Origin of the sequence: Thioalkalivibrio sp. ALE23, from assembly GCF_000378545.1 — a bacterium.
Lineage (GTDB): Bacteria > Pseudomonadota > Gammaproteobacteria > Ectothiorhodospirales > Ectothiorhodospiraceae > Thioalkalivibrio.
In genome coordinates this window covers 1-25,935 of record NZ_KB900032.1, presented here as the reverse complement: position 1 = coordinate 25,935, position 25,935 = coordinate 1, and the positions used below count along the sequence as shown (strand labels likewise).

At 68.2% G+C, this 25,935-nt stretch carries 20 protein-coding genes; 13 read left to right on the top strand and 7 right to left on the bottom strand.

What is annotated here, in order from left to right:
• Positions 1-3 precede the first annotated feature (3 nt).
• A complete protein-coding gene (gene odhB, locus F573_RS0103765; RefSeq protein WP_019021507.1) occupies positions 4-1,338 on the bottom strand; it encodes a 2-oxoglutarate dehydrogenase complex dihydrolipoyllysine-residue succinyltransferase in 1,335 nt (444 codons plus the stop codon).
• A 35-nt stretch (positions 1,339-1,373) separates the two neighbouring features.
• A complete protein-coding gene (locus F573_RS0103760; protein ID WP_019021506.1) occupies positions 1,374-4,208 on the bottom strand; it encodes a 2-oxoglutarate dehydrogenase E1 component in 2,835 nt (944 codons plus the stop codon).
• Positions 4,209-4,283: 75 nt separating this feature from the next.
• On the opposite strand from F573_RS0103760, the gene uvrD reads away from it, so the two are divergent.
• Entirely contained in the window at positions 4,284-6,479 is a 2,196-nt protein-coding gene (uvrD, locus tag F573_RS0103755) for a DNA helicase II (RefSeq protein WP_026300789.1), read from the top strand.
• Between the two features lie 6 nt (positions 6,480-6,485).
• Here the strand turns inward: uvrD and pyrE are convergent, their stop codons facing one another.
• On the bottom strand, positions 6,486-7,121 hold the full coding sequence (gene pyrE / locus F573_RS0103750; RefSeq protein ID WP_019021504.1) for an orotate phosphoribosyltransferase: 636 nt from the start codon (positions 7,119-7,121) through the stop codon (positions 6,486-6,488).
• Positions 7,122-7,222: 101 nt separating this feature from the next.
• On the opposite strand from pyrE, the gene F573_RS0103745 reads away from it, so the two are divergent.
• The 3 genes from F573_RS0103745 (at position 7,223) to F573_RS0103735 (ending at position 11,591) form a co-directional block, all read left to right on the top strand.
• On the top strand, positions 7,223-7,996 hold the full coding sequence (locus tag F573_RS0103745) for an exodeoxyribonuclease III (RefSeq protein ID WP_255349428.1): 774 nt from the start codon (positions 7,223-7,225) through the stop codon (positions 7,994-7,996).
• Between the two features lie 39 nt (positions 7,997-8,035).
• Positions 8,036-9,442: an AmpG family muropeptide MFS transporter gene (locus tag F573_RS0103740; RefSeq protein WP_019021503.1), complete on the top strand. Its 1,407-nt coding sequence runs from the start codon at positions 8,036-8,038 to the stop codon at positions 9,440-9,442.
• Positions 9,443-9,620: 178 nt separating this feature from the next.
• Positions 9,621-11,591 carry a M48 family metalloprotease gene (locus tag F573_RS0103735; RefSeq protein WP_019021502.1) on the top strand — a complete coding sequence of 657 codons (1,971 nt, stop codon included), beginning with the start codon at positions 9,621-9,623 and terminating at the stop codon, positions 11,589-11,591.
• 114 nt (positions 11,592-11,705) lie between these two features.
• Here the strand turns inward: F573_RS0103735 and F573_RS0103730 are convergent, their stop codons facing one another.
• Positions 11,706-12,719 (bottom strand): porin, encoded by a 1,014-nt coding sequence (locus tag F573_RS0103730; protein ID WP_026300788.1) that lies wholly within the window; start codon positions 12,717-12,719, stop codon positions 11,706-11,708.
• 370 nt (positions 12,720-13,089) lie between these two features.
• Here F573_RS0103730 and F573_RS0103720 point away from each other — a divergent pair, with 370 nt between their 5' ends.
• The 8 genes from F573_RS0103720 (at position 13,090) to asnB (ending at position 20,876) form a co-directional block, all read left to right on the top strand.
• On the top strand, positions 13,090-13,605 hold the full coding sequence (locus F573_RS0103720; RefSeq protein WP_026300787.1) for a MarR family winged helix-turn-helix transcriptional regulator: 516 nt from the start codon (positions 13,090-13,092) through the stop codon (positions 13,603-13,605).
• 5 nt (positions 13,606-13,610) lie between these two features.
• The gene (locus F573_RS0103715) at positions 13,611-14,039 is read left to right on the top strand and encodes a fibronectin type III domain-containing protein (RefSeq protein WP_019021499.1); all 429 of its coding nucleotides are present in this window, start codon (positions 13,611-13,613) and stop codon (positions 14,037-14,039) included.
• A gap of 44 nt (positions 14,040-14,083) precedes the next feature.
• Entirely contained in the window at positions 14,084-15,325 is a 1,242-nt protein-coding gene (locus F573_RS0103710) for a Zn-dependent hydrolase (RefSeq protein WP_018868951.1), read from the top strand.
• A 31-nt stretch (positions 15,326-15,356) separates the two neighbouring features.
• The gene (locus tag F573_RS0103705; RefSeq protein ID WP_019021498.1) at positions 15,357-16,097 is read left to right on the top strand and encodes a cysteine hydrolase family protein; all 741 of its coding nucleotides are present in this window, start codon (positions 15,357-15,359) and stop codon (positions 16,095-16,097) included.
• Entirely contained in the window at positions 16,094-17,578 is a 1,485-nt protein-coding gene (locus F573_RS0103700; protein WP_018868949.1) for a sodium:solute symporter family protein, read from the top strand. The genes F573_RS0103705 and F573_RS0103700 overlap by 4 nt, the downstream gene beginning before the upstream one ends.
• Positions 17,575-17,697, top strand: a complete 123-nt coding sequence (locus F573_RS15480) for a hypothetical protein (RefSeq protein ID WP_018868948.1) — start codon at positions 17,575-17,577, stop codon at positions 17,695-17,697. Before F573_RS0103700 ends, F573_RS15480 begins: the two co-directional genes overlap by 4 nt.
• A complete protein-coding gene (locus tag F573_RS0103690; RefSeq protein ID WP_019021497.1) occupies positions 17,685-18,764 on the top strand; it encodes an aspartate carbamoyltransferase in 1,080 nt (359 codons plus the stop codon). Before F573_RS15480 ends, F573_RS0103690 begins: the two co-directional genes overlap by 13 nt.
• Positions 18,765-18,854: 90 nt before the next feature.
• Positions 18,855-20,876 (top strand): asparagine synthase (glutamine-hydrolyzing), encoded by a 2,022-nt coding sequence (asnB, locus tag F573_RS0103685; RefSeq protein ID WP_019021496.1) that lies wholly within the window; start codon positions 18,855-18,857, stop codon positions 20,874-20,876.
• 188 nt (positions 20,877-21,064) lie between these two features.
• On the opposite strand, the gene F573_RS0103680 is transcribed toward asnB, so the two are convergent.
• The 3 genes from F573_RS0103680 to mgtE all read right to left on the bottom strand — a co-directional run bounded on the left by F573_RS0103680 (position 21,065) and on the right by mgtE (position 24,929).
• Complete coding sequence (locus F573_RS0103680; protein WP_019021495.1) at positions 21,065-22,657, bottom strand: Na/Pi cotransporter family protein; 1,593 nt, start codon at positions 22,655-22,657, stop codon at positions 21,065-21,067.
• A 141-nt stretch (positions 22,658-22,798) separates the two neighbouring features.
• A complete protein-coding gene (locus F573_RS0103675; protein WP_018936376.1) occupies positions 22,799-23,458 on the bottom strand; it encodes a TorF family putative porin in 660 nt (219 codons plus the stop codon).
• Between the two features lie 85 nt (positions 23,459-23,543).
• Positions 23,544-24,929, bottom strand: a complete 1,386-nt coding sequence (mgtE, locus tag F573_RS0103670) for a magnesium transporter (RefSeq protein ID WP_019021494.1) — start codon at positions 24,927-24,929, stop codon at positions 23,544-23,546.
• An 820-nt stretch (positions 24,930-25,749) separates the two neighbouring features.
• Here mgtE and F573_RS0103665 point away from each other — a divergent pair.
• A partial coding sequence (locus F573_RS0103665) for a helix-turn-helix domain-containing protein (protein ID WP_196801793.1) occupies positions 25,750-25,935 on the top strand: 186 nt, incomplete at its 3' end.

The window sequence follows — 25,935 nt, the reverse complement described above, 5'->3', positions numbered from 1 at the left end:
GACTCAGACGTCCAGCACCAGGCGCGCCGGGTCCTCGATGGCCTCCTTGATCGCCACCAGGAACTGCACCGCGTCGGCGCCGTCGACCAGGCGGTGGTCGTAGGACAGCGCGACGTACATCATCGGCCGGATCACCACCTCGCCGTCCACCGCCACCGGGCGCTCCTTGATCGCGTGCATGCCAAGGATGGCGCTCTGCGGCGGATTGACGATGGGCGTGGAGAACAGCGAACCGAACACCCCGCCGTTGGTGATGGTGAAGGTGCCGCCGCGCAGCTCGTCGATATCCAGCTTGCCGCTGCCGGCACGCTCGGCGAAGTCGCGGATGCGGCGTTCGATGTCGGCAACGGAGGCGTTGCCGGTATCGCGCAGCACCGGCACCACCAGTCCGCGCGGGGACGACACCGCGATGCCGATGTCGGTGTAGTGGTGGTAGACGATCTCTTCGCCGTCCAGCGCGGCGTTGATCACCGGGAAACGCTGCAGGGCTCGGGTGGCCGCAGCCACGAACAGCCCCATGAAGCCGAGCTTGATGCCGTGGGTCTGCTCGAAGGCATCCTTGTAGCGCCCGCGCAGGGCCATGGCCTGCGACATGTCGATCTCGTTGAAGGTGGTCAGCATCGCAGTGGACTGCTTCGCCTCCAGCAGGCGTTCGGCGATGCGCGCCCGCAGGCGGCTCATAGGTACCCGCTCGGTGCCGCGCTCGCCGGCCGCACGCGGCCCGCCGACGGGCGGTTCCGCGCCAGCGGCAGCCCGCGCGCTGTCGCGTCCGGCGTCGCCGGCCTCCGGGCGACGGGGCGCGTCATCGCCCTGCCCCCCGGCTCCGGAACCGGCCGCCGCCTGTTGCGCGCGTTCCACGTCCTCGCGCTGGATACGGCCATCGGGCCCGGTGCCGCGCACCTGATCCTCGCGCAGGCCGGCCTCCTGCAGCAGGCGGCGTACCGCCGGGCTCGGCGGGGGCGGCGAGCCGGCATCCGCGGCCGGTTCGGACTCGGGGCCTTCGTCCGCTTCGTCAGCCTCGGCCGAGGCGGGGTCGGGTTCGGGCTCGACGTGCTCCCCGGCCGCCGGGGCCTCCTCGGCGGCCTGTGCCGGGGCCGGGCCCAGATGGCCGAGCACGTCATCGGCGTGCACGGTGTCGCCTTCGGCCACGGCCAGGTCGACCAGGGTTCCGTCGGCGGGGGCGTTGACTTCCAGCACGACCTTGTCGGTCTCCAGCTCGGCGATCAGTTCGTCGCGGCGTACGGCATCGCCCGGCTTCCGGTGCAGGGCGATCACCGTGGCGTCGGCCACGGATTCGGGGAGTTGCGGAACCTGGATCGGGGTCTGCTCGGCGGACATCGGGCTTCCTTGTTCGGCGGTTTTGCGGGACGGACTCAGGGTGTCGGGTGCGGCAGGTCACGACTGCCCAGCGGGCCGAAGGCGCGCTCCAGCAGTTCCTCGTGCTGCGACCGGTGGACCTCGGGATAGCCCACCGCCGGGGCCGCCGCCGGCGGGCGCGCAACCGCGTGCAGGGCATGACCGCGCTCGGCCAGCAGCGGGGCCAGGCGCGGATACACGAAGCCGAGATACCCCTGGTTTTCCGGCTCGTCCTGGATCCAGACGAATTCCTCGGCCTGCGGATAACGCTCCAGTACCTCGCGCATGCGGTCGCAGGGGAACGGGTAACACTGCTCCAGGCGCACCACGGCGACATCCTCGCGTTCGTCGGTCTGGCGGGTGGAGACCAGATCGTAGTGGATGCGGCCGCTGGTCAGCAGGACCCGACGGACCTGCTGCGGATCGGTCACCTCCGGGTCGTCGAGGACGGTCTCGAACCGTCCTGTCGCGAGGTCCTCCAGCGAGGACACCGCCTGACGGTGCCGCAGCAGGCTCTTGGGCGTCATCACCACCAGCGGCTTGCGGTAGGGGCGCACCATCTGCCGGCGCAGCAGATGGAAGATCTGCGCCGGCGTGGTCGGCACGCAGACCTGCATGTTCTCCTGCGCCGCCAGCTGCAGGAAGCGCTCGGGCCGCGCGGAGGAATGCTCCGGTCCCTGGCCCTCGTAGCCGTGCGGCAGGAACAGGGTCAGGCCACACAGCCGCCCCCATTTCTGCTCACCGGAGGAGATGAACTGGTCGATCACCACCTGGGCGCCGTTGACGAAGTCTCCGAACTGCGCCTCCCAGATCACCAGCGCCTCGGGGGCCGCGGTGGCGTAACCGTATTCGAACGCGAGCACGGCCTCCTCGGACAGCAGCGAGTCGATGACCAGGAAGCGCGGATGGTCCGGATCCAGTCGGCGCAGCGGGACGTAGGTGTCGCCGGTGTTGCGTTCGTGCAGCACGCTGTGACGATGGAAGAAGGTCCCGCGCCCGGAGTCCTGTCCGGACAGGCGCACGCGATAGCCGTCCTGGATCAGGCTGCCGTAGGCCAGGGTCTCCGCAGCACCCCAGTCCAGCGACTGTTCACCGCGCGCCATCTGGCGCCTCGCCTCGAGGATCTTGTGCACCCGCGGGTGGGGCTCGAAGCCCTCCGGCGGGGTCGACAGGTGTTCCAGCGCGGTCGCCAGACGCTCGCGGTCGACGCCGGTATCGACCGGCTGATCCCAGGGCTGATGCAGGTACGGACCCCAGTTGGTGCCGCCGGCGCGGGTCTCGCGGGTGCGATCGCGCAGCAGCGAGTCGGCCACCGCCTCGCCGGCATCCAGCCGGTCGCGGTAGGCGTCGAGGATCTGCTCCTGCTGCTGCGCGTCGGTCAGGCCTTCCTCGATCAGCTGACGGGCATAGCGCTCGCGGGTAGTCGGCAGGTCGCGGATGCGGTGGTACATGCGCGGCTGGGTCGCGGCGGGTTCGTCGGCCTCGTTGTGCCCCTGACGGCGATAGCAGACCAGGTCGATGACCACGTCCTTGCCGAACCGCATGCGGTAATCCAGTGCGATCTGGGTGACGAAGACCACCGCCTCGGGGTCGTCGCCGTTCACGTGGAGGATGGGTGCGTTCACCATCTTGGCGACATCGGTCGCGTAATGCGTCGAACGCGCATCCTTCAGCGTGCTGGTAGTGAACCCGATCTGGTTGTTCACCACCACGTGCACGGTGCCCTTGGTGGAGAACCCGCGGGTCTGCGACATGTTGAGGGTTTCCATCACCACGCCCTGCCCGGCGAAGGCCGCATCGCCGTGGATCACCACCGGCATCACCCGGTTGCCCTGGCGGTCGCCCAGACGCACCTGGCGCGCGCGCACCGAACCCTCGACGACCGGCGTCACGATCTCCAGATGCGAGGGGTTGAAGGCCAGCGCCAGATGCACCGCCCCGCCGGGGGTCTCCACGTCGGAGGAGAACCCCATGTGGTACTTGACGTCACCGGTACCCCGATCATCGCGCGGGCGCCCTTCGAACTCGTCGGCGAGCTCGCCCGGCGATTTGCCCAGCAGGTTCACCAACACGTTGAGACGGCCACGATGCGCCATGCCCAGCACGAGCTCGGTCAGGCCGCGGGCGCCACCGCGCTGGACCAGGGCATTGAGCAGCGGGATCAGGCTCTCCGCGCCCTCCAGCGAGAAACGCTTCTGGCCCACGTAGCGCTTGTGCAGGTAGCGCTCCAGGCCCTCGGCGGCGGTGAGGCGCTCGAGGATCGCCAGGCGCGTGTCGTCGCCGAAACCGAAGCGCCCGTGCGCCGACTCCAGGCGCTCCTGCAGCCAGCGCTTCTCGTCGGTGGCCGTGATGTGCATGTATTCCGCGCCGATGCTGGCGCAGTAGGTCTCGCGCAGGACCTGTTCGATGGTGTCCAGCGGTGCCGGACCGTCGAGGAACAGCGAGCCGGGGTCGAAGGTCATGTCCGGGCTCACGCCTTCCAGCCCGTGGTATTCGCGGCTCAGCTCGCGCGGCGCCACCGGGGCCTCGCGCTCCAGCGGATCCAGACGCGCGCCGAAATGCCCGAGGTAACGATAGGCGTTGATGAACTGCAGCACGCGGATCTGCAGGCGCTCGTGCTCGAGATCGGGGCGGTCAGTATGCCGGCGGCGCTCCTCGCCCCGCGCCGGCGCACGCGCCTGCGGTGCCGCATCCTCCAGGGCCCGGAAATAGTCGGCCCAGGCCGCCGGGACCGAAGACGGATCCTCGCGGAAGCGCTCCAGCAGCGTCTCGGCAAACGCCAGATTGTCCGGGTGGGGGTCCTGTCCGGAAACTGGTTGATCCAGCCGATGGCGGGATGACATGTCGTTCATGGTGGTCCTGTGACGTCGGGCGTGCGCGCGAAGTTCTGCAGACCTCGACTGTACCGCGTTTGCTACCATGCGCGCATGGACGTTTCTCCCCTTCTTGAAGGCCTCAATCCGGCGCAGCGCGAGGCCGTGGCCGCGCCGTCACAACCCGTTCTGGTGCTGGCCGGTGCCGGCTCCGGCAAGACCCGCGTGCTGGTCCACCGCATCGCGTGGCTGATCGGCGTGGAGAACATCGCCCCGCACGGGCTGCTGGCGGTGACCTTCACCAACAAGGCCGCCAGCGAGATGCGCGGGCGCATCGAGGAACTGCTGGACTATCCGGCCAGCGGGCTGTGGGTGGGGACCTTCCACGGTCTGGCCCACCGCCTGCTGCGTCAGCACTGCCAGGAGGCCGGGCTGCCGCAGAGCTTCCAGATCCTGGATTCCGACGACCAGCTGCGCATGGTCAAGCGCGTGCTGCGCGGGCTGGAGCTGGAGGAGTCCCACTGGCCGCCGAAACAGGCGCAGGGCTACATCAACGCGCGCAAGGACGAGGGCTCGCGCCCGGAACACCTCCCGGACACCGGCGACCCGATCGCGCGGCAGTGGGTGCGCATCTACACCGCGTACCAGCAGGCCTGCGAACGCGCCGGGGTGGTGGACTTCGCCGAGCTGCTGCTGCGCTCGCTGGAACTGCTGCGCGACAACCCGGGGCTGCTGGAGCATTACCGCACGCGCTTTCGCCACGTGCTGGTGGACGAGTTCCAGGACACCAACGACATCCAGTACGCCTGGCTGCGGCTGATCGCCGGCGGCAGCCCGGTGTTCGCGGTGGGCGACGACGACCAGTCGATCTACGGCTGGCGCGGGGCGAAGATCGAGAACATCCAGCACTTCCAGAAGGACTACCCCGGCACCCGGCTCGTGCGGCTGGAACAGAACTACCGCTCCACCGCCAGCATCCTCAACGCCGCCAACGCGCTGATCCGCCACAACAGCGGCCGTCTGGGCAAGGAGCTGTGGACCGAGGACCTCGAGGGCGCGCCGGTGCGGCTGTACACCGCGCTGAACGAGCAGGAGGAGGCGCGCTTCATCGCCGAGACCATCGCCCGGCACATCGAGGACGGCGGCCAGCACCGCGAATGCGCGGTGCTGTACCGTTCCAACGCGCAGTCGCGCGTGCTGGAAGAGACCTTCATCGCGCGGCGCCTGCCGTACCGGGTGTACGGCGGGCTACGCTTCTTCGAGCGCCAGGAGATCCGCGACGCGCTGGCCTACCTGCGCCTGGCCGGCAACAGCGACGACGATCCGGCCTTCCTGCGCGCGGTCAACCAGCCGCCGCGCGGGATCGGCGAGAAGACCCTGGACGACCTGCGCGCGGTGGCCGCGGAACAGGACATCTCGTTGCTGCGCGCGGCACAGCGGGCGGTGCAGGCGAACGCGCTGCCCGGACGCGCGCGCAACGCGGTGTCGGGTTTCCTGCAGCTGGTAGAACAGATCCGCGACGCCCTGACCGGGCGCCCGCTGGGGGAACAGGTGGAGCAGGCCATCGCCCTGTCCGGGCTGCGCGAGCACTACGCGAAGGAGAAGGGCGAACGCGGCGAGGCCCGTCTGGAGAACCTCGACGAGCTGGTGGGTGCGGCAAGGGCCTTCGACATGGAGGAGATCCGCGAGGAGGAAACCACCGGCGACCGCCTGACCAATTTCCTGTCGCACGCCGCGCTGGAGTCGGGCGAGGGGTCGGCGGACCCCGACGAGGACGCGATCCAGATGATGACCCTGCACTCGGCCAAGGGCCTGGAGTTCCCGCTGGTGTTCCTGACCGGGCTGGAGGACGGACTGTTTCCCAACGCCCGCTCGGTGGACGAGCCCGGGCGCCTGGAGGAAGAGCGCCGCCTGGCCTACGTGGGCATGACCCGCGCGGAACGCCAGCTGTACCTGACCCACGCCGAAACCCGCCGGCTGTACGGCCGCGATGCCTCCAACCCGGCCTCGCGCTTCCTCAACGAGATCCCGGAAGACATGCTCGAGGTTCTGCGCCCGCAGTCCTCGCCCTACGCCTCCGGGCGCTTCGCCGCCGCGCGCCAGCGGACCAGCGGCATGGACGCACGCGCGGAATCGGCCCGCGAGGAGGGCCTGGCGATCGGCACCCGGGTGCACCACGCGCGCTTCGGCGAGGGGCTGGTCACGGCCTTCGAGGGCTCGGGATCCTCGGCCCGGGTACAGGTCAACTTCGCCGACGCCGGCGCCAAGTGGCTGGTGGTCGGCTTCGCCAAGCTGGACGTGCTGGCCTGACCCGGCTCAGACGCCGTATTCGGCGCGGTAGGCGCGCAGGGCCTCGAGGTGTTCCGGCGCGCGGCCGGTCTGCTCCAGCAGGGTGACCAGGTCGGTCAGCCGCGCCACGCGCACCACCTGCATGCCCAGGTCACTCTCCACTTCCTGGATGGCCGAGCGCTCGCCCGCGCCGCGCTCCTCGCGGTCCAGGGCGATGGCCACCCCCACCGGCGCGGCGCCGGCGGCGCGGATGATGTCCACCGATTCGCGGATGGCGGTACCGGCGGTGATCACGTCGTCCACGATCAGCACGCGGCCCTCCAGCGGGGCGCCCACGATGTTGCCGCCCTCGCCGTGGTCCTTGGCCTCCTTGCGATTGAAGGCCCAGGGGCGATCCATGTCGTGGTCGCGGTAAAGCGCTTCGGCCACGGCCGCCGCCAGCGGGATGCCCTTGTAGGCCGGGCCGAAGATCAGATCGAAGTCGATCCCGGAATCCACGATCGCCTGCGCATAGAACTCGCCCAGGCGGGCCAGGTCGGAACCGCGGTTTAACAGCCCGGCGTTGAAGAAATAGGGGCTGGTGCGGCCCGATTTCAGCGTGAACTCGCCGAACCGCAGGACGTCGCGCTGCAGGGCGTATTCGAGGAAGGCGTGGGCGGTCATGACGGCTCCATGGTCGTTTGCGAGGGGAAACGGCCCCTATTCTGACACAGCGTCCGGGCGGGTCTTTTCGCCGGCCGCGCGCGCGGGTATCGTTGCGCGCCATGCGCATAATGTCCATGAACGCCAACGGCATCCGTGCCGCCGCCCGCAAGGGCTTCTTCGACTGGCTGCCCGCCACCGAAGCCGACGTGGTCTGCATCCAGGAGACCAAGGCCCAGATCCACCAGATCCAGGGCGAGCCCTTCCATCCGCCCGGTTATCACAGCGCCTACGTGGACGCGGTGAAACCCGGCTACAGCGGTGTGGCCATGTACAGCCGGATGCAGCCGGACGAGGTCATCACCCGGCTGGGCTTCGAGGAGGCGGACAACGAGGGGCGCTACGTGGAGATGCGCTTCGGCAACCTGTCGGTGGTGTCGCTCTACCTGCCGTCGGGCTCATCGGGCGACCACCGTCAGGACTCGAAATGGCGCTTCCTCGATTTCTTCCGCCCGTGGCTGGCGGAGCGCATGCAGGACGGGCGCGAATGGGTGATCTGCGGCGACTGGAACATCGCGCACAAGGAGATCGACCTGACCAACTACCGCTCCAACCGCAAGAACTCGGGCTTTCTGCCCGAGGAACGGGCGTGGCTGGACCACCTGTTCGACGAGATCGGCATGGTGGATGTGTTCCGCCGGCTGGACGACCGCCCCGGGCAGTACACCTGGTGGTCGAACCGCGGTCAGGCCTGGGCGAAGAACGTGGGCTGGCGCATCGACTACCAGATCGCCACTCCGGGCATCGCCGCCACCGCGCGCGACCCGTTCATCTATACCGAGCAGCGCTTCTCCGATCACGCGCCGTTCTGGATCGACTATGACTACGCGCCCTGACAGCCGCACCGGGCTCGCCGCCCGGCACATGCCCCGTCGATGAGCGCCGCCGACGACGCGCAGGCCGCACCGCGCCGTGACTGGCGCGCGGCACTGGCGGTGTACCGCCATCCGCGTGTCATCGGCATGCTGTTCCTCGGCTTTGCCGCCGGGCTGCCGCTGCTGCTCACCGGCGGCACGTTCACCGCCTGGCTGCGCGACCTCGGGGTGGAGCTGTCGTCGATCGGCTTCCTCAGCTGGGTGGGCATGGCCTACAGCATCAAGGTGCTGTGGGCGCCGATCGTGGACCGCCTGGCGCTGCCGGTGCTGACGCGGCTGTTCGGCCGGCGCCGCGCGTGGATGCTGCTGGCGCAGGCCCTGATCATCATCTCGCTCACCGGCATCGCGCTCACCGACCCCACCGAGCAGCTGTGGCTGGTCGCGGTGTGGGCGGTGATCACGGCGTTCGCGGCGGCAACCCAGGACATCGCCATCGACGCCTACCGCATCGAGGCGGTGAGCAAGGAACGCCAGGGGGCGATGGCCGCGGCCTACGTGACCGGCTACCGCGTGGCCCTGCTGACCGCCGGGGCCGGGGCACTGCACATCGCCGCGGTGGGGACCTGGGGCCTGGCCTACGGCACCATGGCCGCGCTCATGCTGGTGGGCGTGATCTGCACCCTGATCGTGCGCGAGCCCGAGGTGGCCGAGCGCGACCGCAGGACCGCGCAGATCGAGCAGCGCGTGCTCGACTACATCAACAACACCTCGGACACCGGCTACTGGCGCGCCTTCAAGGCCTGGTTCATCGGCGCCTTCGTCTGCCCGTTCGTGGAGTTCTGGAAGCGCTTCGGCAAGATCGCCCTGCTGCTCATCGCGTTCATCGCGATCTTCCGCATCAGCGACATCTTCATGGGGGTGATGGCCAACCCGTTCTACCTGGACATCGGCTTCAGCAAGGATCAGATCGCCAATATCGCCGCGGCCTTCGGCCTGGCGATGACCCTGGGCGGGGCCGCCGTGGGCGGACTGCTGGTCGCGCGCTTCGGCATCATGCGCATGCTGATCGCCACCGCGCTGCTGGCGCCGATCACCAACCTGACCTTCTCCTGGCTGGCCCTGCTGGGTCCGGAGCTCTACGGGCTGGTATTCGCCATCATGGCCGACAACGTGACCGGCGGCATGGCGATCTCGGTGTTCATCGCCTACCTCTCCAGTCTCACCAACAGCGCCTACACCGCCACCCAGTACGCCCTGTTCAGCTCCCTGATGACCCTGCCCGGGCAGTTCCTCGCCGGTTTCACCGGGGTGATGGCCGAGTTCATGGGCTGGTTCTGGTTCTTCGTCAGTTCGGCCGCGATCGGCATCCCCGCGGTCCTGCTGGCGCTGTGGATCGCGCGCGTCGCCAACCCCGACCGCTTACCCCAGCCCGGGCGCGAAGAGGCCCCCGCCGAACGGGCCGACTGACCGTGGGAGCCTGCTTGCAGGCGAACAGGGCCGGTGCAAGCAGGCTCCCACCGTTCCGTGCGCATCCTCCCATCCATGGAAGCGTGCTGGCACGCGATGCCGGCAGCGGCCTTGCCCCCGCGCACCAAACCCGGTTGTATACGGGGGAGCAGGGAACACAACCGGGGACGGCGAAGGAATGCGCTTCTTTGAATACCAGGACCGGGCACGCCGGCGGCTGACGCTGCTGCTGGGGCTGTTCGCCCTGGTGGTAGTGCTGATGGTGGCGCTGCTCAACCTCCTGCTGCTGTATACCCTGGTCGAACCCTGGCAGGAGCTCCGGCAGCTCATGCCCACCGCCGAGATGCTCGCGGAGCACCGTGGCTTCCTGCTGTGGACCACCGGCCTGGCGATCGCGGTCATCGCCGGGGCCAGCCTGTGGCGCCTGTACCAGCTGCGGCGTGCCGGCGGCGGGCGCGGCATCGCCCGCGAGATGGGCGGCGATCCGGTGGACGCCGAGCCCGAGGACCCGAAGAACCGGCGGCTGCGCAACATCGTCGAGGAGATGGCGATCGCCTCCGGGCTGCCGGTGCCGGCGATCTTCGTGCTGGAACGCGAGCTGGGCATCAACGCCTTCGCCGCCGGCTTCACACCGCATGACGCGGCCATCGCGGTGACGCGCGGGGCGATCGAGAGCCTCAACCGGCAGGAACTGAAGGCGGTGGTCGCCCACGAGTTCGGCCATATCCGTGCCGGCGACATGCGCCTGAACACGCAGCTGGTCGGCATCCTGTTCGGCATCGAGATGATCGCGCTGCTGGGCCTGGGCATGCTGCCCGGACGGCGCGCGCGCAGCGACCCGGGAGAGATGCGGGGGCCGGTGTGGTTCAACTTCGCGCTGGTGGCCGCCGGTGGGATCGGCCTGCTCGGCGGGCGCCTGATCCGCGCAGCCATCGCGCGCGAACAGGAGTACCGCGCGGATGCCCACGCGGTGCAGTTCACCCGCAATGGGGACGGCATGGCCGGGGCCCTGCGCAAGGTGGCCGCGCGCTACGCCGGGCTCAACGCCAGCCCGGCGATGGTCGGACACATGCTGTTCGCCAACGGCGCCATCGATCAGCTGCTGGCCACCCATCCACCGCTGGAGCAACGCCTGGAGCGACTGGGGCAGCCGCTCGACGAGGAGGCCCTGGAACGCCTGGGCCGCGAGGCCACCGACCGGGTGCGCCGTGCGGTGACCGAACGCGAGCGCCGACGCCGCGAGCAGGAGGCTGCCGCCGAGCAGCAGCGGGAAGAGGAGGAGAACGGCCCGCTGGGCGAGGCCTTCGGGGCCGTCCCCGGCTCGCTGGCCGCCGCCCTGCTGGCCGCACTGCCGGGCGAGCTGGCACGTTCCGCCCGCAATCCGCACTGGGTCGCGGATCTGGTGCTCTACCTGATCCTGCATCCGGATCCGGAGATCCGCGAACAGCAGCTCCACATGATCCTGGAGACCCGCGGCCCGGAGAGCGAGGAACGCGTGCGCCAGCTCCGCGCGATGGTCCCCGAACCCGCGGCCGAACACCGTCTTCCGCTGACCGAGATGGCTTTCCCTGCGCTGGCTCGTCTGAGCCGCGACGAACAACGGACCCTGGCCGGACTCGTGGAACGCCTGATCCATGCCGATGGCCGTCTGTCGGCCACCGAATACGCCCTCGGCCGCATGTTGATCGAACACCTCGACCGGCGTCACGGGCACGGGGGCAAAACGACGCACGGGCGCAAGGACCCCGCCGAGAAGAACGCCCGGCACCGCGAAAACGCCGCACGCTACCTGCTGGCGACCCTCGCGCTGCATGGCCACCCGGATGACCCCGAGGCGGCCGAGGCCGCGCTGATCGCCGGTCTGGGCCGCTTCACCGGCAGCCTGCCATTCAGTGCCCCCATCCCCGAGGAGCTGCGTCAGGCCAGCCAGTCCGCGGCCTGGGCACGGATCCTCGACCGCGCGCTGGAGCGCCTGGCGCGCATGCCGCGCAATGACCGCGAGCGGCTGCTGCAGGCCATGGACGATACCATTCAGCAGCGCGGCGACCCCACCGCGGAACAGCGCGAGCTGGTACGCATGATGGCCGCCTCGCTGCACCTGAACGTGCCGCTGCCGGATGCCGGCGAACTGTTCGACGCCGGACACTGAAGGGGCTTCGGGGCACACTGCGCCCCCGGCCCTGCCCGCAACGAAAGAAGGCCCGCATCTCGCGATGCGGGCCTTCCCGTTACAGCCGCTCGCTGAAACTCGCGCGGTGCGCGATCAGAAGCTGTAGTGCATGCCGGCCATAAACACATCACCAGTATCGCCGATGACTCCCTCGTCTTCATCCATGTCCCGCGCACGCACCTGGCCGATCGCTCCGGAACCAATGTCGTCGCTTTCGCTCTCGCGATAGTACTCGGCGAAGAAGGTCAGGGCATCGTTGACGTGGTAGTCATACCCCAGGTGCGCGACGTCGCCACCCCAAGTATCCATGGTCGCCAGCATGCCCTTGAAGGTGTGCTGACCCCAGTCGTAGGACGCAAAGACGTTGAAGGAATTGTCACCGTCCACGTCATCGTCTGCGCTGTCCACGGTTTCGGCCTTGGCACCGATATACAGATCTCCCATGGTGTGCATCACGGAGAAGCCCCAGTCGCGGCGGCGTTCATCCGCATTCGCATCCTGCACACCCACGGAGAAGGTGGTATCTCCCAGAGAGTAGCTACCGGTCAACTGATAGGGATTGTCGTCATTGGCTCCGTCGGTCACGTACGCACCACCAAACGAGAATCCGTTGAAATCGGGCGAGTAGTAGAACAGGGTGTCGCTCTCACGGAACGCCGCATAGGTGATGAAGCCGGACTGGAACGAGTTGAACATGTCCACCGGGAACGCAATGGCGTTGTAGTACGGCAGCCAGTCGCGGCCGTAGGCGAAGGTGCCCGCCACGTCGGATTCAATTCCGATCTTGCCGATGCGGACATCCTCATTCTGACCATTGAACGGATCCTGGACCCGCCCGTTCGCCAGATCCAGCGGCAGCTCCAGCTGGGCAAAGGCGCTCAGTCCTTCGTTGAATTCCATGGAGCCCATGAAACCCACCCGCGTATAGGCATCGCGGAAGCCATCATAGCTGCTGTTGTTGTCCGGATCGGCGGCTTCGTACTGGATCCGCAGGGAGCCGTAGAAATCCCAGTCGATCGGACCGGCGCCTTCTTCCTGGGCCATGGCCATGCCGGGGGCGGCCAGGGTCGCGGCCACGGCCGCGGCAAGCATCTTCCTGTTCATCATCTTCCTGTCCTCGCGCTCAATTGAATTTTTTCGGGATGTCCGGAACCGGCTCCGCCGTCCGGTCGGTGTGCGGCTTTTGCAACAGCTGCGCGCGGAACATCGCGGACGATCCATTCCACTGCACACCAGTACGGGTATATAAACGAAGTCTAATTCGTTGTAAAGGGCCGACACGCATGTATCCGGTGTGTCTGTTGTGCGCCACAAGCGGAAGGACCGCCTGCGGGTCCCGAAGTTCCGCCGAACGCACGGCGGCATGGCGCGGTCGCACGGGGTGAAGGCCACCGGGCCGTGTTTTCGTGACACGGTTTGCGCCGGAGGTATTTTTGCGCAAAAATAATGTTCGTTGACCATCACTGCCGAGAAACGCATGTCATCCGCCAGCGCCGCCACGCAAACGTCCGCCGCCCCGTCCGGGGGCGAGGACCCCGCACGCTCGGTCATCCGCCAGCTGCGGGTGATCATCCGGGCGCTGCAGGGGCATTCGCGCGCGGTGGAGCGGGCCTGCGGGATCAGCGCCTCGCAGCTGTGGGCGCTGTGGGAGCTCCAGCGCACGCCGGGCCTGAACGTGAGCGACCTGTCGCGGCGGCTGTCGGTGCATGCCTCCACCACGTCCAACCTGCTGGACAAGCTGGAGCAGCAGGGCCTGGTCGAACGTCGCCGCCCGGAGCGCGACCAGCGCATCGTTCGCCTGTACGTCACCGAGACCGGGCAGGAACTGCTGGACCGCGCCCCGGCGGCCCCCCAGGGCGAGCTCAACCGGGCGCTGGAGGCGATGCCCCCCAAGGAACTGGCCGATCTGGACCAGAACCTGGCGATACTGGTGGAAACCATGCAGTCCACCGAGCAGCGCGCCGGGCTCAAGCCGTTCGAGGGCGGGGCCTGAACGGGATGCTCCGCCTCGCCGCCAGCTTCGGCCGACTCGCGGTGCTGGCGCTGACGCTCGTCCTGCTGGCCGGCCCGGTCCTGGCCGAACCCCGCTTCGACGATCCCCCCGAGCACTCCGCCGACGGCGGGTTCACCCTGCACTGGGAGGCCCCCGGGGCGGTGGTGCTGGAACGCGCCAGCGGCCCGGATTTCGACGATGCCCGCGTGATCTACGAAGGCGGCGACACCAGCAGTGTGATCAGCGGCCTGCCGGACGGCGAATACCGTTTCCGGCTGCGCGCGGCCGACGCCGACCAGGACGACTGGAGCGACCGCATCACGGTGGAGGTCGAGCATCACAGTCTCGCCCGCGCGTTTGGTTTCTTCGCCGTCGGCGGAGTGGTGTTCCTGGTGCTGATCGTCGTGCTGCTGCGGGGCCGCCCGCGCGGCTGACCCCCCATGCCCCGGGCCATTGGCCCGGCCAACCGGAGACCTTCATGCCCGATTTCACCATCAACATGCCGCGCCTGCAGCAGGACATCAACGACCTCGCGCAGATCGGTCGCGATGCCGACCGCGGCCTGCACCGCCGCGCATTCTCCGACGGCGACCGCGCCGGGCGCGAGTGGTTCCGCCACCGCCTGGAGGCGGCCGGTCTGGATGTCTGGCAGGACGGGGCCGCCAATCTGCACGGTCGCCTGCAGTACGACGGCCGGCGGCCGGTGGTGGCGATGGGCTCGCATCTCGACACGGTGCCCGGTGGCGGCCCGCTGGACGGCGCGCTGGGCGTGCTGATCGGACTCGAGGTCCTGCGCACCACGCAGGAGCAGGGCATCGAGCTGCAGTACCCGCTGGAGGTAATCGACTTCACCGACGAGGAGGGCCGCTTCGGCGGGATGTTCGGCTCCCAGGCGATGGCCGGCAAACTGACCCCGGAGAGCATCAGCCATGCGCGCGACCTGGAGGGCGTGACGCTGGTGGACGCGATGGCGGCCTGGGGCCTGAACGCCGACGACGCGCTGGCCGCGCGGCGCGACCCGAACACCCTGCACGCCTTTATCGAGACCCACATCGAACAGGGGCCGGTGCTGGACCGGCGCGGCCTGAGCGTGGGGGTGGTGGAGGCCATCACCGGGCTGTTCAAGTGGGAGGTGCGCCTGAAGGGCCAGCCCAACCACGCGGGCACCACGCCCATGGACATGCGCGCGGATGCCTTCCAGGGACTGGCCGAGTTCGGCGGCGAGATCGATCGCCTGCTGGAGGAACACGGCAGCCCGAACTCGCGCGCGACCATCGGCCGCGTGGAGCTGTCGCCGGGGGCGCCGAACACCGTTCCCGGCACGGCGACCTTTTCGTTCGAGGTGCGCGACACCGACGAGAAGGTCCTGACCGCCCTGGCGCATGCGGCGCGGCGCACGCTCTCCAGCCTGGCCCGGCGGCGCGACCTGATGTTCGAGTTCGACGTGCTCTCGGAGATCGACCCGGTGCGCTGCGACACCGGGATCGTGCAGACCATCGAGGGCCAGGCCGAACGCATGGGACTGGAATACATCACCATGCCCAGCGGCGCGGCGCACGACACCCAGAGCATGAGTGCGATCACCCGCACCGGGATGATCTTCGTGCCCAGCCTGCAGGGGCGTTCCCATTCGGCCGCGGAATGGACAAACTGGGAGGACATCGAGACCGGCGCCAACCTGGCCCTGCACAGTGCGCTGGCACTGGCGGCCCCGCAGTAGCGCCACCCCAACCGATCAAGGAGCCCGCGGCATGGCCGACGACAACGTTTCCCGCCTGACCGACTACGACTCCCTGGATCCGCTGCGCGAGCAGTACCAGGAGAGCCTGATCAGCAAGCCGGTACTGCGGCGCGAGCTGCGCGAGCACCATGTCGCCCTGCTGTGCATCGACCTGCAGTACCTGGACGCCGCGCGCGGCCACGGGGTGTTCGCGGATTCGGCCGAATCCGGCATCCCGCTGGAGGCCCAGGAGTACTATTTCCATCGCCTGGAGGAGACCGTCCTGCCCAACGTGCGCCGCCTGCAGGATGCCTTCCGCGCCGAGGAGATGGAGGTCATCCACACCCGCATCCGTTCGCTGACCCGCGACGGGCGCGACCGCAGCCCGGGCCACAAGCGTCTCGGACTGCATGCGGCCCCCGACAGCAAGGATGCCGAATTCGTCGACCAGGTCGCGCCGCAGGGCGACGAGATCGTCCTCGACAAGACCGCGAGCGGCGTGTTCAACTCGACCAATCTGCACTACATCCTGCGGAACCTGGAGATCTCCTCCCTGTTCATCGTTGGCGTGTACAGCAACGAATGCGTCTCCACCGCGGTGCGCGACGCCTGTGACCTGGGCTTCTACGTGACGCTCATCGAGGACTGCTGTGCGACGGTGACCCCCGAGATGCAACGCGCCACCATCACCACCATCAAGGACCGCTACGCCCGCGTGATGACCACGGACGAGGCGATCCGCGAGATCACGAGGGTGCAGGAGGCGTCGTGACCGCCCTCGAGGAGCCCATCCTCCCGACTTCCGTCGCCTGGGGGCTGCTGGCGGCCTTCAGCGTCCTGTGGGTCGCGCTGGGCGCCTGGCTGGGACGCCGCAACTACACCGCCGCCGACCACATGCTGGCCGGGCGCAACGTGGGGCTGGCCCTGGCCAGCGCCACCGCGATGGCCACCTGGGTCACCGCCAACACCACCATGACCGCCCCGCAGCTGGCGCTGGAGCTGGGCGTGTGGGGCATGCTGGGCTACTCGCTGGGGGCGCTGGGTCTGATCCTGTTCGCCCCGCTGGCCCGGCGCATCCGCGAACTGATGCCGCACGGCTTTACCTCCGGGGACTTCATCCGGCTGCGCTACGGGACCTTCACCTGGCGGGTGTTCCTCGGGGTCTCCCTGATCTACGCCTTCGGCTGGCTGATCTCCATGGCGATGGCCGGCGGCGTGCTGATCAACGCCCTGGCCGGGATCGACTACCGCGTGGGCATGACCGTGATCCTGACGGTGTGCGTGATCTACACCCTGCTGGGCGGACTGCGCGCGGTGATCGGCACCGACTTCATCCAGACCGTGATCATCATCGGCGGCGCTGCGTTCCTCGCCTGGATGACCATCGACCGGGTGGGTTTCGAGGCGATCCATTTCGACCTGATGGAAGAACGCCCAGAACTGCTGAGCCTGCTGTTCCCGGCGGCGATCATGTTCCTGTTCAACAACCTGCTGTTCGGCGTGGGCGAGATCTTCCATTCCAACGTGTGGTGGTCGCGCGCCTTCGCCTTCGGCCGCAACGTGGGCTTCCGTGCCTACCTGCTGGGCGGGCTGCTGTGGCTGCCGATCCCGATTGTGGCCGGCTTCGTGGCGCTGGCCACCCCGGCGCTGGGCATCAACGTGCCGGCGGCGGACATGGTCGGCCCGCTGGTGGCCGCCGAGGTGCTCGGCCTGACCGGGGCGATCGTGGTGTTCATCGTGGTGTTCGCTGCGCTGGCCTCCAGCCTCGACTCGCTGCTGGCGGCCACCTCCGACCTGGTCACCCGTGACATCTACCGCGGGCACATCCATCCGCGCGCCTCGCAACAGACTCAGCTGCGGGCGACGAAGGTGATCGTGGTGCTGCTGGGGCTGCTGACCTGGCTGGCCGCCAGCTACCGCGGCGAGGTTCCGGTGGTCGGCTCGCTCGCGGCCCTGCTGTATTTCACCGGGGCCTTCGTGGCCAGCGCGATCTGGCCCATCGTGGCCGGGCTGTACTGGCGCCGCGCCAACCCGCAGGCGGCCGCCTGGGCGATGCTGCTGGGCTCCGGGCTGGGCCTGGCCAGCTACTTCATGATCGGCTGGTACGTGGCCGCACTGGTGGGCGCGGCGGTCTCGCTGGTGGTGATGGTCGCCGGCACCTGGCTGTTCCCGCGGCCTTTCGACTGGGACCGGCTGGCGCAGGATGACCACGACGCGCCCGCCGGCCGCGACACCCCGGAGGTGGCGACATGACGATCCCGGTAACCGCACTGGCGACCATCGTGATCATCGCGACCACGGTCGCGACCCTGACCCCGATCCTGCTGATCGCCCTGTTCATCCGTGACTGGAAGAGAGGATGCCTCTGGTGAATCCCGATGACCCGCTGAATACCCTCAAGCCACGGGACGGTGCCGCCGGCACCGATCGCCCGCGCGCCCTGCTGGAGGCGGTGGAGGAAAACCCCGACCCGCTGCTCAAGCTGGCCGCCTCCCACGTGGTCTCCAGCCGGCAGTTCACGCGCGAAGAGCTGCTGCAGCTGTTCCGCCTGGCCGCGCAGTACGAGACCACGCCGGCGCTGGTCCATCTGCCGCTGGCCGGCAAGATCCTGATCAGCGCGTTCTACGAGCCGTCCACCCGCACGCGGCTGTCGTTCGAGAGCGCCTGGCACCGGCTCGGGGGATCGGTGATGTCGATCACCGACCCGAAGAGCACCGGCATCGCCAAGGGCGAGTCGCTGGCCGACATCGCCGAGATGTTCAACAACTACGGCGACGTGCTGGTGCTGCGTTCCTCGGACGGCGAGGCCGTGCACAACATGCTCGAGAACCTGCGCATCCCGCTGGTCAACGCCGGCAACGGGATCGACGAGCACCCGACCCAGGCGCTGGCGGACGTGTACACCCTGGCCAAGTGGCGCCCGGAAGTGTTCCTGCCCGACTGCCCGCCGGAAAAGCACATCAAGGTGGGGATCGTGGGCGTGCCCTCGCGCATGCGCACGGTGCGCAGCCTGCTGAGCATGCTGAGCCTGTTCCCCGAGGCGATCGACGAGATCGTGGTGATTTCGCGCGAGGAGGAGAACTTCGACCCCGAGCAGCGCGAGCTGCTCGAGGGCGCGGGCCTGAAGCTGCGCGTGGTGAACGACCTGGACCCGGTGCTCCCGGAACTGGACGTCGTCTACATCAACGCCATCGCCTGGGTCGGCGACACCTTCGAGTCCATGGGCGAGGGCCTCAACCTGAACCGCGAGTCGCCGCTGAAGGAAGGTGCCATCATCATGCATCCGCTGGCGCGCGGCGCGGAGCTGTCGACCGATCTCGACGACACCCCGCACAACTGGTACTTCGCCCAGGCGCGCGGGGCGGTGTTCGTGCGCATGGCCCTGCTGACCACGGTGGTGCGCCGGATCAGCGCGGTGATGGACACCCCGGAGGGCTGACCCCCGGTTGTATGATTGCCTGACTGACGGCGAGCGGCGCGGCGACCCGGCCCCGCTCGCCCCCGATGGATAACCCAAGGAGACACCCCCATGTGCGGCATTGGCGGCATCTTTCACGCCGACCCGGAACGTCCGGTCGATGCACAGACCCTGGTCAACATGGCCGCGATCCAGTACCACCGCGGCCCCGACGGCTTTGGCTACAAGATCCAGGATGACCGCGGCGTGGGCTTCAGCCACGCGCGGCTGTCGATCATCGACCTCGACGAGAACCGCGGGCGCCAGCCGTTCACCATGGGCAACGGCGAGATCATGACCGCGGTCAACGGCGAGCTGTACGACTACAAGCGCATCCGTACCGATCTGACCTCGCGCGGGGTGAAGTTCCGCACCAAGAGCGACTCCGAGATGGTGATGCACCTGTACCAGCGCGAGGGGCTGGAGGATGCGCTGAAGTACTTCCGCGGCGAGTTCGCGATCTCGCTGTATGACCGCAAGCACGACCGCCTGGTGCTGGCACGCGACCGCTTCGGCATCAAGCCGCTGTACTTCACCGAGACCGCCGGCGGCAGCTTCGTGTTCGGCTCCGAACTGAAGGTCCTGTTCGCCAACCCCGACGTGCAGCGGCGCTTCTCCGACGACGGCCTGTACCACCAGCTGATGCAGACCATGGTACCCGGCACCACCGCCTTCGAGGGGATCCACCAGGTCAAGCCCGGCCACGTGGTCATCGTTGAGCGTGCCCACGGCAAGCTCAAGATCCGCCAGGAGAAATACTGGGACATGGACTTCCCGCTGGCCTCCGAGCGCCCGCCGGAGAGCGAGACCGACGAGGAGTACTGGATCGAGGGGGTGCGCGACAAGCTGATGGAGGCCACCCAGCTGCGCCTGGAGGCCGACGTGCCGGTCGCCTGCTACCTCTCCGGCGGGATCGACTCCTGCATCACCCTGGGTCTGGCCTCGGCCAGCCAGCAGGCGCCGGTCAAGGCCTTCACCATCGGCTTCGACAACGACGACTACGACGAGACCGCCATCGCCCGCGAGATGGCCGAGAGCGTGGGCGCCGACCAGGACATCATGTCGCTGGACGCCGACCACCTGTACGACAACTTCGAGGAGGCGCTCTGGCACGCCGAGCGCACCATCTACAACACCCTGGCGGTGGCCAAACTGCTGATGAGCCGGCACGTGAACCGCGCCGGGTACAAGGTGGTGGTGACCGGCGAGGGCTCGGACGAGCTGTTCGGCGGCTACCCGGCGTTTCGCCGCGACATGTTCCTGCACGGGCTGGACACCCTGCCGGAGGCCGACCGTCAGGCCTGGCAGCAGATGCTCAACGAGTCCAACGAGCTGGTCTCCGGCGCGATGCTGGCCGAGGACGAGGTCTCCGACCCCGACTTCAACCGCATGATGGGCTTTACCCCGTCCTGCCTGCAGCCCTGGCTGGCGGCTGCCGAGCACGTGCCCGGCCTGCTGCATCCGAAGCGGCGCAAGCGGATGAAGGACTACAAGCCGGGCAAGGCCATCGCCGACGCCCTGGACGACGACATGCTGGAAGGCCGCCACCCGCTGGACAAGGCCCAGTACGTGTGGATCAAGACCATGCTGGAGGGCCAGATCCTCACCTGGGGCGGCGACCGCATGGACATGGCCAACTCCATGGAGGCGCGCCCGCCGTTCCTCGACCACCACCTGGCCGAGTTCGCCGCGCAGCTGCCGCCGACCATGCGCATCAAGGGCCGCAACGAGAAATACGTGCTGCGCGAGTCGATGAAGGGCCTGCTGCCCAAGGTGCTGTACGAGCGCGAGAAATTCCCGTTCATGGCACCGCCGGCCCACACCGACCCGACCAAATGGGCGGCGATGAAGGCGCTGGCGGATCGCTACCTGTCGGAGGACAAGGTCGCCGAGGCCGGGCTGCTGGACCCCGAAGGCGTGCGCCAGGTGTTCGAGATCCACGAGTCGGAGGAGACCCCGGCGGCGACCCAGGTGCAGCTGGACGCGGTGATCAACCACATGATCGGCGTGCAGGTGCTGCACGAGCAGTTCGTGGCCACCGACATCCCGGCGCTGGCGGCGCAGAAGGCCCGCGAATTCGGCTGGAGCGCCTGACCCCCTAAGGGGGGCCGGAACGCCCGAAGGAACACCGTGAGCGAAGACACCGGAGCCGCCGACACCCTGCGCGGCTTCGGCTGCACCTCGGCCCGGGGCGTCCTGTTCTCCCGGCCGGTCCCGGCCGAACAGCTGCCCGCCACCCTTCAGCGCCTCACGGAGCAACCCCCGGCCGGCCGGGCTCGTGGTCAGTCTTCGTCTGCCACCTCGGGTTCAGTGCGCGAATAGACGTACGCCACGCCGCTCAGGCGGCGATTCAGCTCCTGGAAGCCATCGAGCACCTCCCAGGCCGGATAGGGCAGCCCGGCCTGGGCCCGTTTCGCCCCGATCAGCCAGCGGCTGTTCTCCTGCTTGCGCGCGAGGATCTTGCGGCCCAGCTCGGGACGTTCGCGCATCAGCATCCGCGCCACGGTGTTCATCTGCTGGGAGAGCCGGTTGGCGGCCTCCTCCAGCAGCGGATGCGCGGAGGCCACCGCCTCGGGATGGTCGCGCACCAGGCGTTCGACGTCGTGGTAGAGACCGGGCCCCAGCGTACGCACGATCACCGGCAGCTCGCGCATCAGATCATCCAGCGTCTCCTTGAGGGTCTGATCCTCTTCGTCCAGCGCATCGTCGGGGATCGCATCCAGGAACTCCACCAGCTCGTCACGGGCCTCCAGCACGTGCCAGCGGCGTTCGTCCATCTCCCGTCGCAGGACCGGCGGCGCATCGCCCTCGGAAAGGGCGTGCATGGCCCGGTCGCGGAGCAGATGCAGCTGGTCGAAGACCTTGAGCGTTTCGCGCAATACGGCATTGATGGCCAGCGCCGGGTTCTGCAACAGGAGCGGATCGAGGCTGGTGGGCGCGGAGGGCTCGGCGGCCACCGGATCGGGAACCAGCGAACGGACCACATGGCCCAGCACCGCTGCGAACAGGATCGCGCCGCTGGCCACCAGATTGAACAGCGTATGGCCCCAGGCCGCCTGCTGCGGGAGCGTACCGGGCAGGATCTCCGGTAATTCCGCGGGGAGGTGCAGCAGCACGGCGGCGAGAGCCACAACCAGCGGTCCTTTGACCAGCAGACTGGCCAGCCCCAGACGGCGTCCCTGCAGGTCACCCCAGCCGGCGATCAGTACCGTGAGGACCAGACCGATGTTCGCCCCCAGGACCCACAGGAGCAACATGGTGAGATCCACCTGGCCGGTGGCCACCAGTGCCAGGGCAAGCGCGATCGAAGCGGTCGCGCTCTGCATCAGCAGGGTGAGCAATGCGGCCCCGATCAGGAACAGCAGCGGGAGTTCGCCCAGCGCGGCGAACAGATTGACCACGGCCGGATCACTGCCAAGGGTGCGCGCGGCATCGCCCAGCAGCCCCATCCCCAGCAGCATGAAGCCAAAGGCCAGCAGGGCCTGACCGATCCCGCGCGGGCGCGGCGCCTCCACGTAGAGGAACAGGATCGCGCCCGCGGCCACGAACAGGCCGGCAAACGCCTGCAGGTCGAAGGACAGCACCTGGATCAACGCGGTCGTGCCCAGCTGCGCCCCCAGCAGGACCGCGAGCACGTTCTCCCAGGCGACGTTCCCGCGCCGGGTCATCTGCACCGACAGCAGCGCCGCGGCCGTCGACGACGGCATCACGACCCCGCCGGCGACTCCACCGATCCATGCCCGCGGACGGGTGCGCGTGAACCCCTGCAGCCAGTCGATCAGGTCGCCGCCCATCACGCGTGCGAACCCCTTGCGCAGAAAGCGCAAGCCGAACAGGATCAGCAGGACGCCAGCGACGAGATTGATCGTTTCCATCAAGGCACCTCGGGATGGTTGGCTCCCGGTTCAAGGGTATCGGGGCCTTGCCGGTGGCGCAGGGCGGACAAAAAGGAAACGGGCCGTTTCCGCGTACGACTCGGAAGACGGCCCGTCAGCGGATACCCTGTTGGCCGGGTGTCAGAAGGTGAAAGTGTACCCCGCGGCCAGCAGGTCGTCCGCGCCGCTCTCGTCGCGCGAGGCGTAGGTCAGCGAGAAGGTGCCGTAATCGGAGGCGTAGGCCGCACCCAGCTCCCAGAACTTCGCACCGTTGTCGTCGGCCGGATCGTCATAACCCAGGGTGCCGAAGAGCTCGGTGCGCGGAGCGACCTCGTGCTCGGCACCCAGCGACCAGACCCGGCTGCCCTCGGCGTCGCGGTCATCGGCATGGGCGACGTAGGCCACCTCGGCCGACAGCATCTGCCAGCCTACCCCGAAGAACACCTCGCCCTCGTCTTCGTCGTCGAGGCTGGAGTGATACGCGTATTCATACCCGAACTCGATTCCCACCGGGCCGGCATCGAAGCCGTAGCCGACGAACGGAATCACCTCGGTACCGTTGCCACTGCCGAGGCTGGAAGCCTCCCAGCCGGTGAAGATGCCGTTGGCGAACCCAAGCTCGAGACCGCCCTGCACCACCGGGTCGTTGTCGGACGCGCTGGCGCCGTCGTCGATATAGTCGGTGAACACGCCGACGTGGAACTCGGCGTCCACGGCCTGGGCCGCCGGGGCCCCGAAGACCAGGGCGCCGGTGATGGCGGCGGCCAGCAGGCCGCGCCGGAAGTTGCGATGCTGCGTCATGTCGATGTCCCTCTTGTTTTCCGTAGATCGTCGGGGTCGTGCCGCCGGTGGTGGGCCACCGGCGGCACGCCGGGTTATTGCCGGATTACACCGGCATGTGGCCGCTCAGCAGCCAGGCCGCCATGCCGAAGTAGACCGCCAGACCGGTGAAGTCCTTGATGGTGGTGATGAACGGGTCGGCACCGGGCGCGTGGTCCACCCCGATCTTCAGCAGCACCCACGGCAGCAGGAAGCCCAGGATCGAAGCGGTGAACACGGAGAAGAACAGCGCCGTGCCGACCACGAAGCCCAGCTCCGGGATGTCGTTCGGTGCCCCCTGCCAGAAGTGGGCAATGATCCCGGCCAGCACGGCCATGATGACCCCCATGACCAGGCCGACACCCCCTTCGCGCAGCAGATGGTTGCGGAAGAAGCGGCTCAGGTTGATATGCCCCAGCGCCAGCCCGCGGGCAAAGATCGTGGTCGACTGGGTACCCACGTTACCGCCCATGTCCATCACCAGCGGGATGAAGATCGCCAGCGCAACCACCGCCGCCAGGGTGTCCTCGAAGAAGTCGATCACCCCGCCCACGGCCAGACCGCCTGCCAGCGTCACCATGAGGAAGGCCATGCGCACCTTGACCGCGTAGCCGATCCCCCCGGAAGTGAGCTTCTCCGAGCGCACGACATCCTTGTGGTGCAGCAGGTCGCCGATGCCCGCCTTCTTGTAGAAGTCCTCCGAGGTGTCTTCCTCGAGCACGTCCATCGCATCGTCGATGCGCAGCACGCCCACCAGCACGCCGTCGGCATCCAGCACCGGCAGCCAGGGCAGATCGGTACGCTGCAGGAGGCGCGCGGCCTCTACCTTGTCGCCATCCGGCGTGGTGTAGAAATCCTCCATTTCGAGAAGTTCGCCCACCGGCTGTTCCGGTTCGGCGCGGCACACCCGACCCAGGCGTACGAGCCCGCGGTAGTGGTGTTCGCGGTCGGTGATCAGCAGCGCCGCCCCGACATCCTCGGGCATCCGGCGGTCCTCACGCAGGCGCGCGGTGACCTCGCCCACGGTCTCCTCCGGGGTCACACAGAACAGCGGTCGCCGCATGACCCGGGCCACGGTGTCCTCGTCCTGGCGCCACAGGGCGTGGACCTTGTCGCGCTTCGGTGCCGGAAGGGCGTTCAGCAGATCGGAGGACAGGGATTTGCTGGCCAGGTTCAGGGCACGCGCGAGGGTGTAGGCCGGCAGGCGCTGTACCAGTTCACGCGCCTCGCTCTGCGGCATGTTCTCCAGCAGGATCGCCTGCTCTTCATCGTCCATCGCGAGGAAGACGGCGCGGCGCTCGGCGGCGTCCACGCCTTCCAGCAGGGTCCAGCGGGTACGCGGGTCCAGTTCGGCCAGGCGTTCAGCCGTGATCGCCGGCACCGGGTGCATCAGTTCGGTCCGGGCGCGCTCCAGCTCGCCCGCATCGATCATTTCAAGAATGGTGTCGTTCATTGCAATGCTCCTCGTACTTGTAAAGTAAAAGTCACGCGGGGCATTGCAAAAGACAAAACATTCCCGTGACCGCCGACGGCGGCCCCTTTACCGGACCCCCTTCAGCGATGTGAACATTTTTACTTTTTCATTACTGCCCCGCGACGGGATTAAAAGTCGCGATCCGGGGTCGTCGTCATCGTCCTGTGGCATACAGGCCTCCTGTTTTGACTGTGAACGCAGTTCCGGGACATGCGGCCGGAACGGCCACGCGCATACACACGCGCCGACATCGGCAACGGTCCGAAGGGGGCTGGGACGACACGGCAATGGCCACACGGGCTCGCATACGCAGACGCCGCGCGTGACGCAGAAGGCCGGTTCGGGAAGAGAAGAGAGCCCGGAGGGGGCTTCAGGAAGGGGACAGAGGATTTCGACCGTCCCCGGAGTCACACATATCGCTGACACCGGGGACCGTCGTGGCCCGATCAACGGGCGAGGAGGCTCCGATGGCAACGATATGCATGCTCGCTCCGGTCACCGACCCGGCGATCATGCAAGTATCGACAACAACAACCCATCATCGGGACCTCTGCTCTGGAACACGGGAGCAATTTTACATATCCGGGGCCGGAACACAAACCCAAAACAAAATTTCCGTATCCCGCAGGACGAGGGCCAGCACCCGCCGCACCGGCCGCCAAAGGAAATACTGAGTACGGGCAGCCGGGACCTAACTGTCAGGTCTCGTCTGATTGCATACCGCGAGAGAAGGCACCCCTGTTTCATGCCCGGGAGTGGATGCGTATTGTGCCCGATGAGCGAACGGGAGGCTGACCGCATGGCGAGTACGATCCATTCCAACGCCCGCACCACACCCCGGATCCGGCAGGAACTGCAGGAGGCGCCGGCCGGCGTCAGCGACCCGGAACTGGCCCGGCGCTACGGCATCAGTCGCATGACGGTGCGCAAGTGGCGCCGCCGGCGCACCGAGGTGGAAGACCGTACCCATCGTCCGAAGACGATG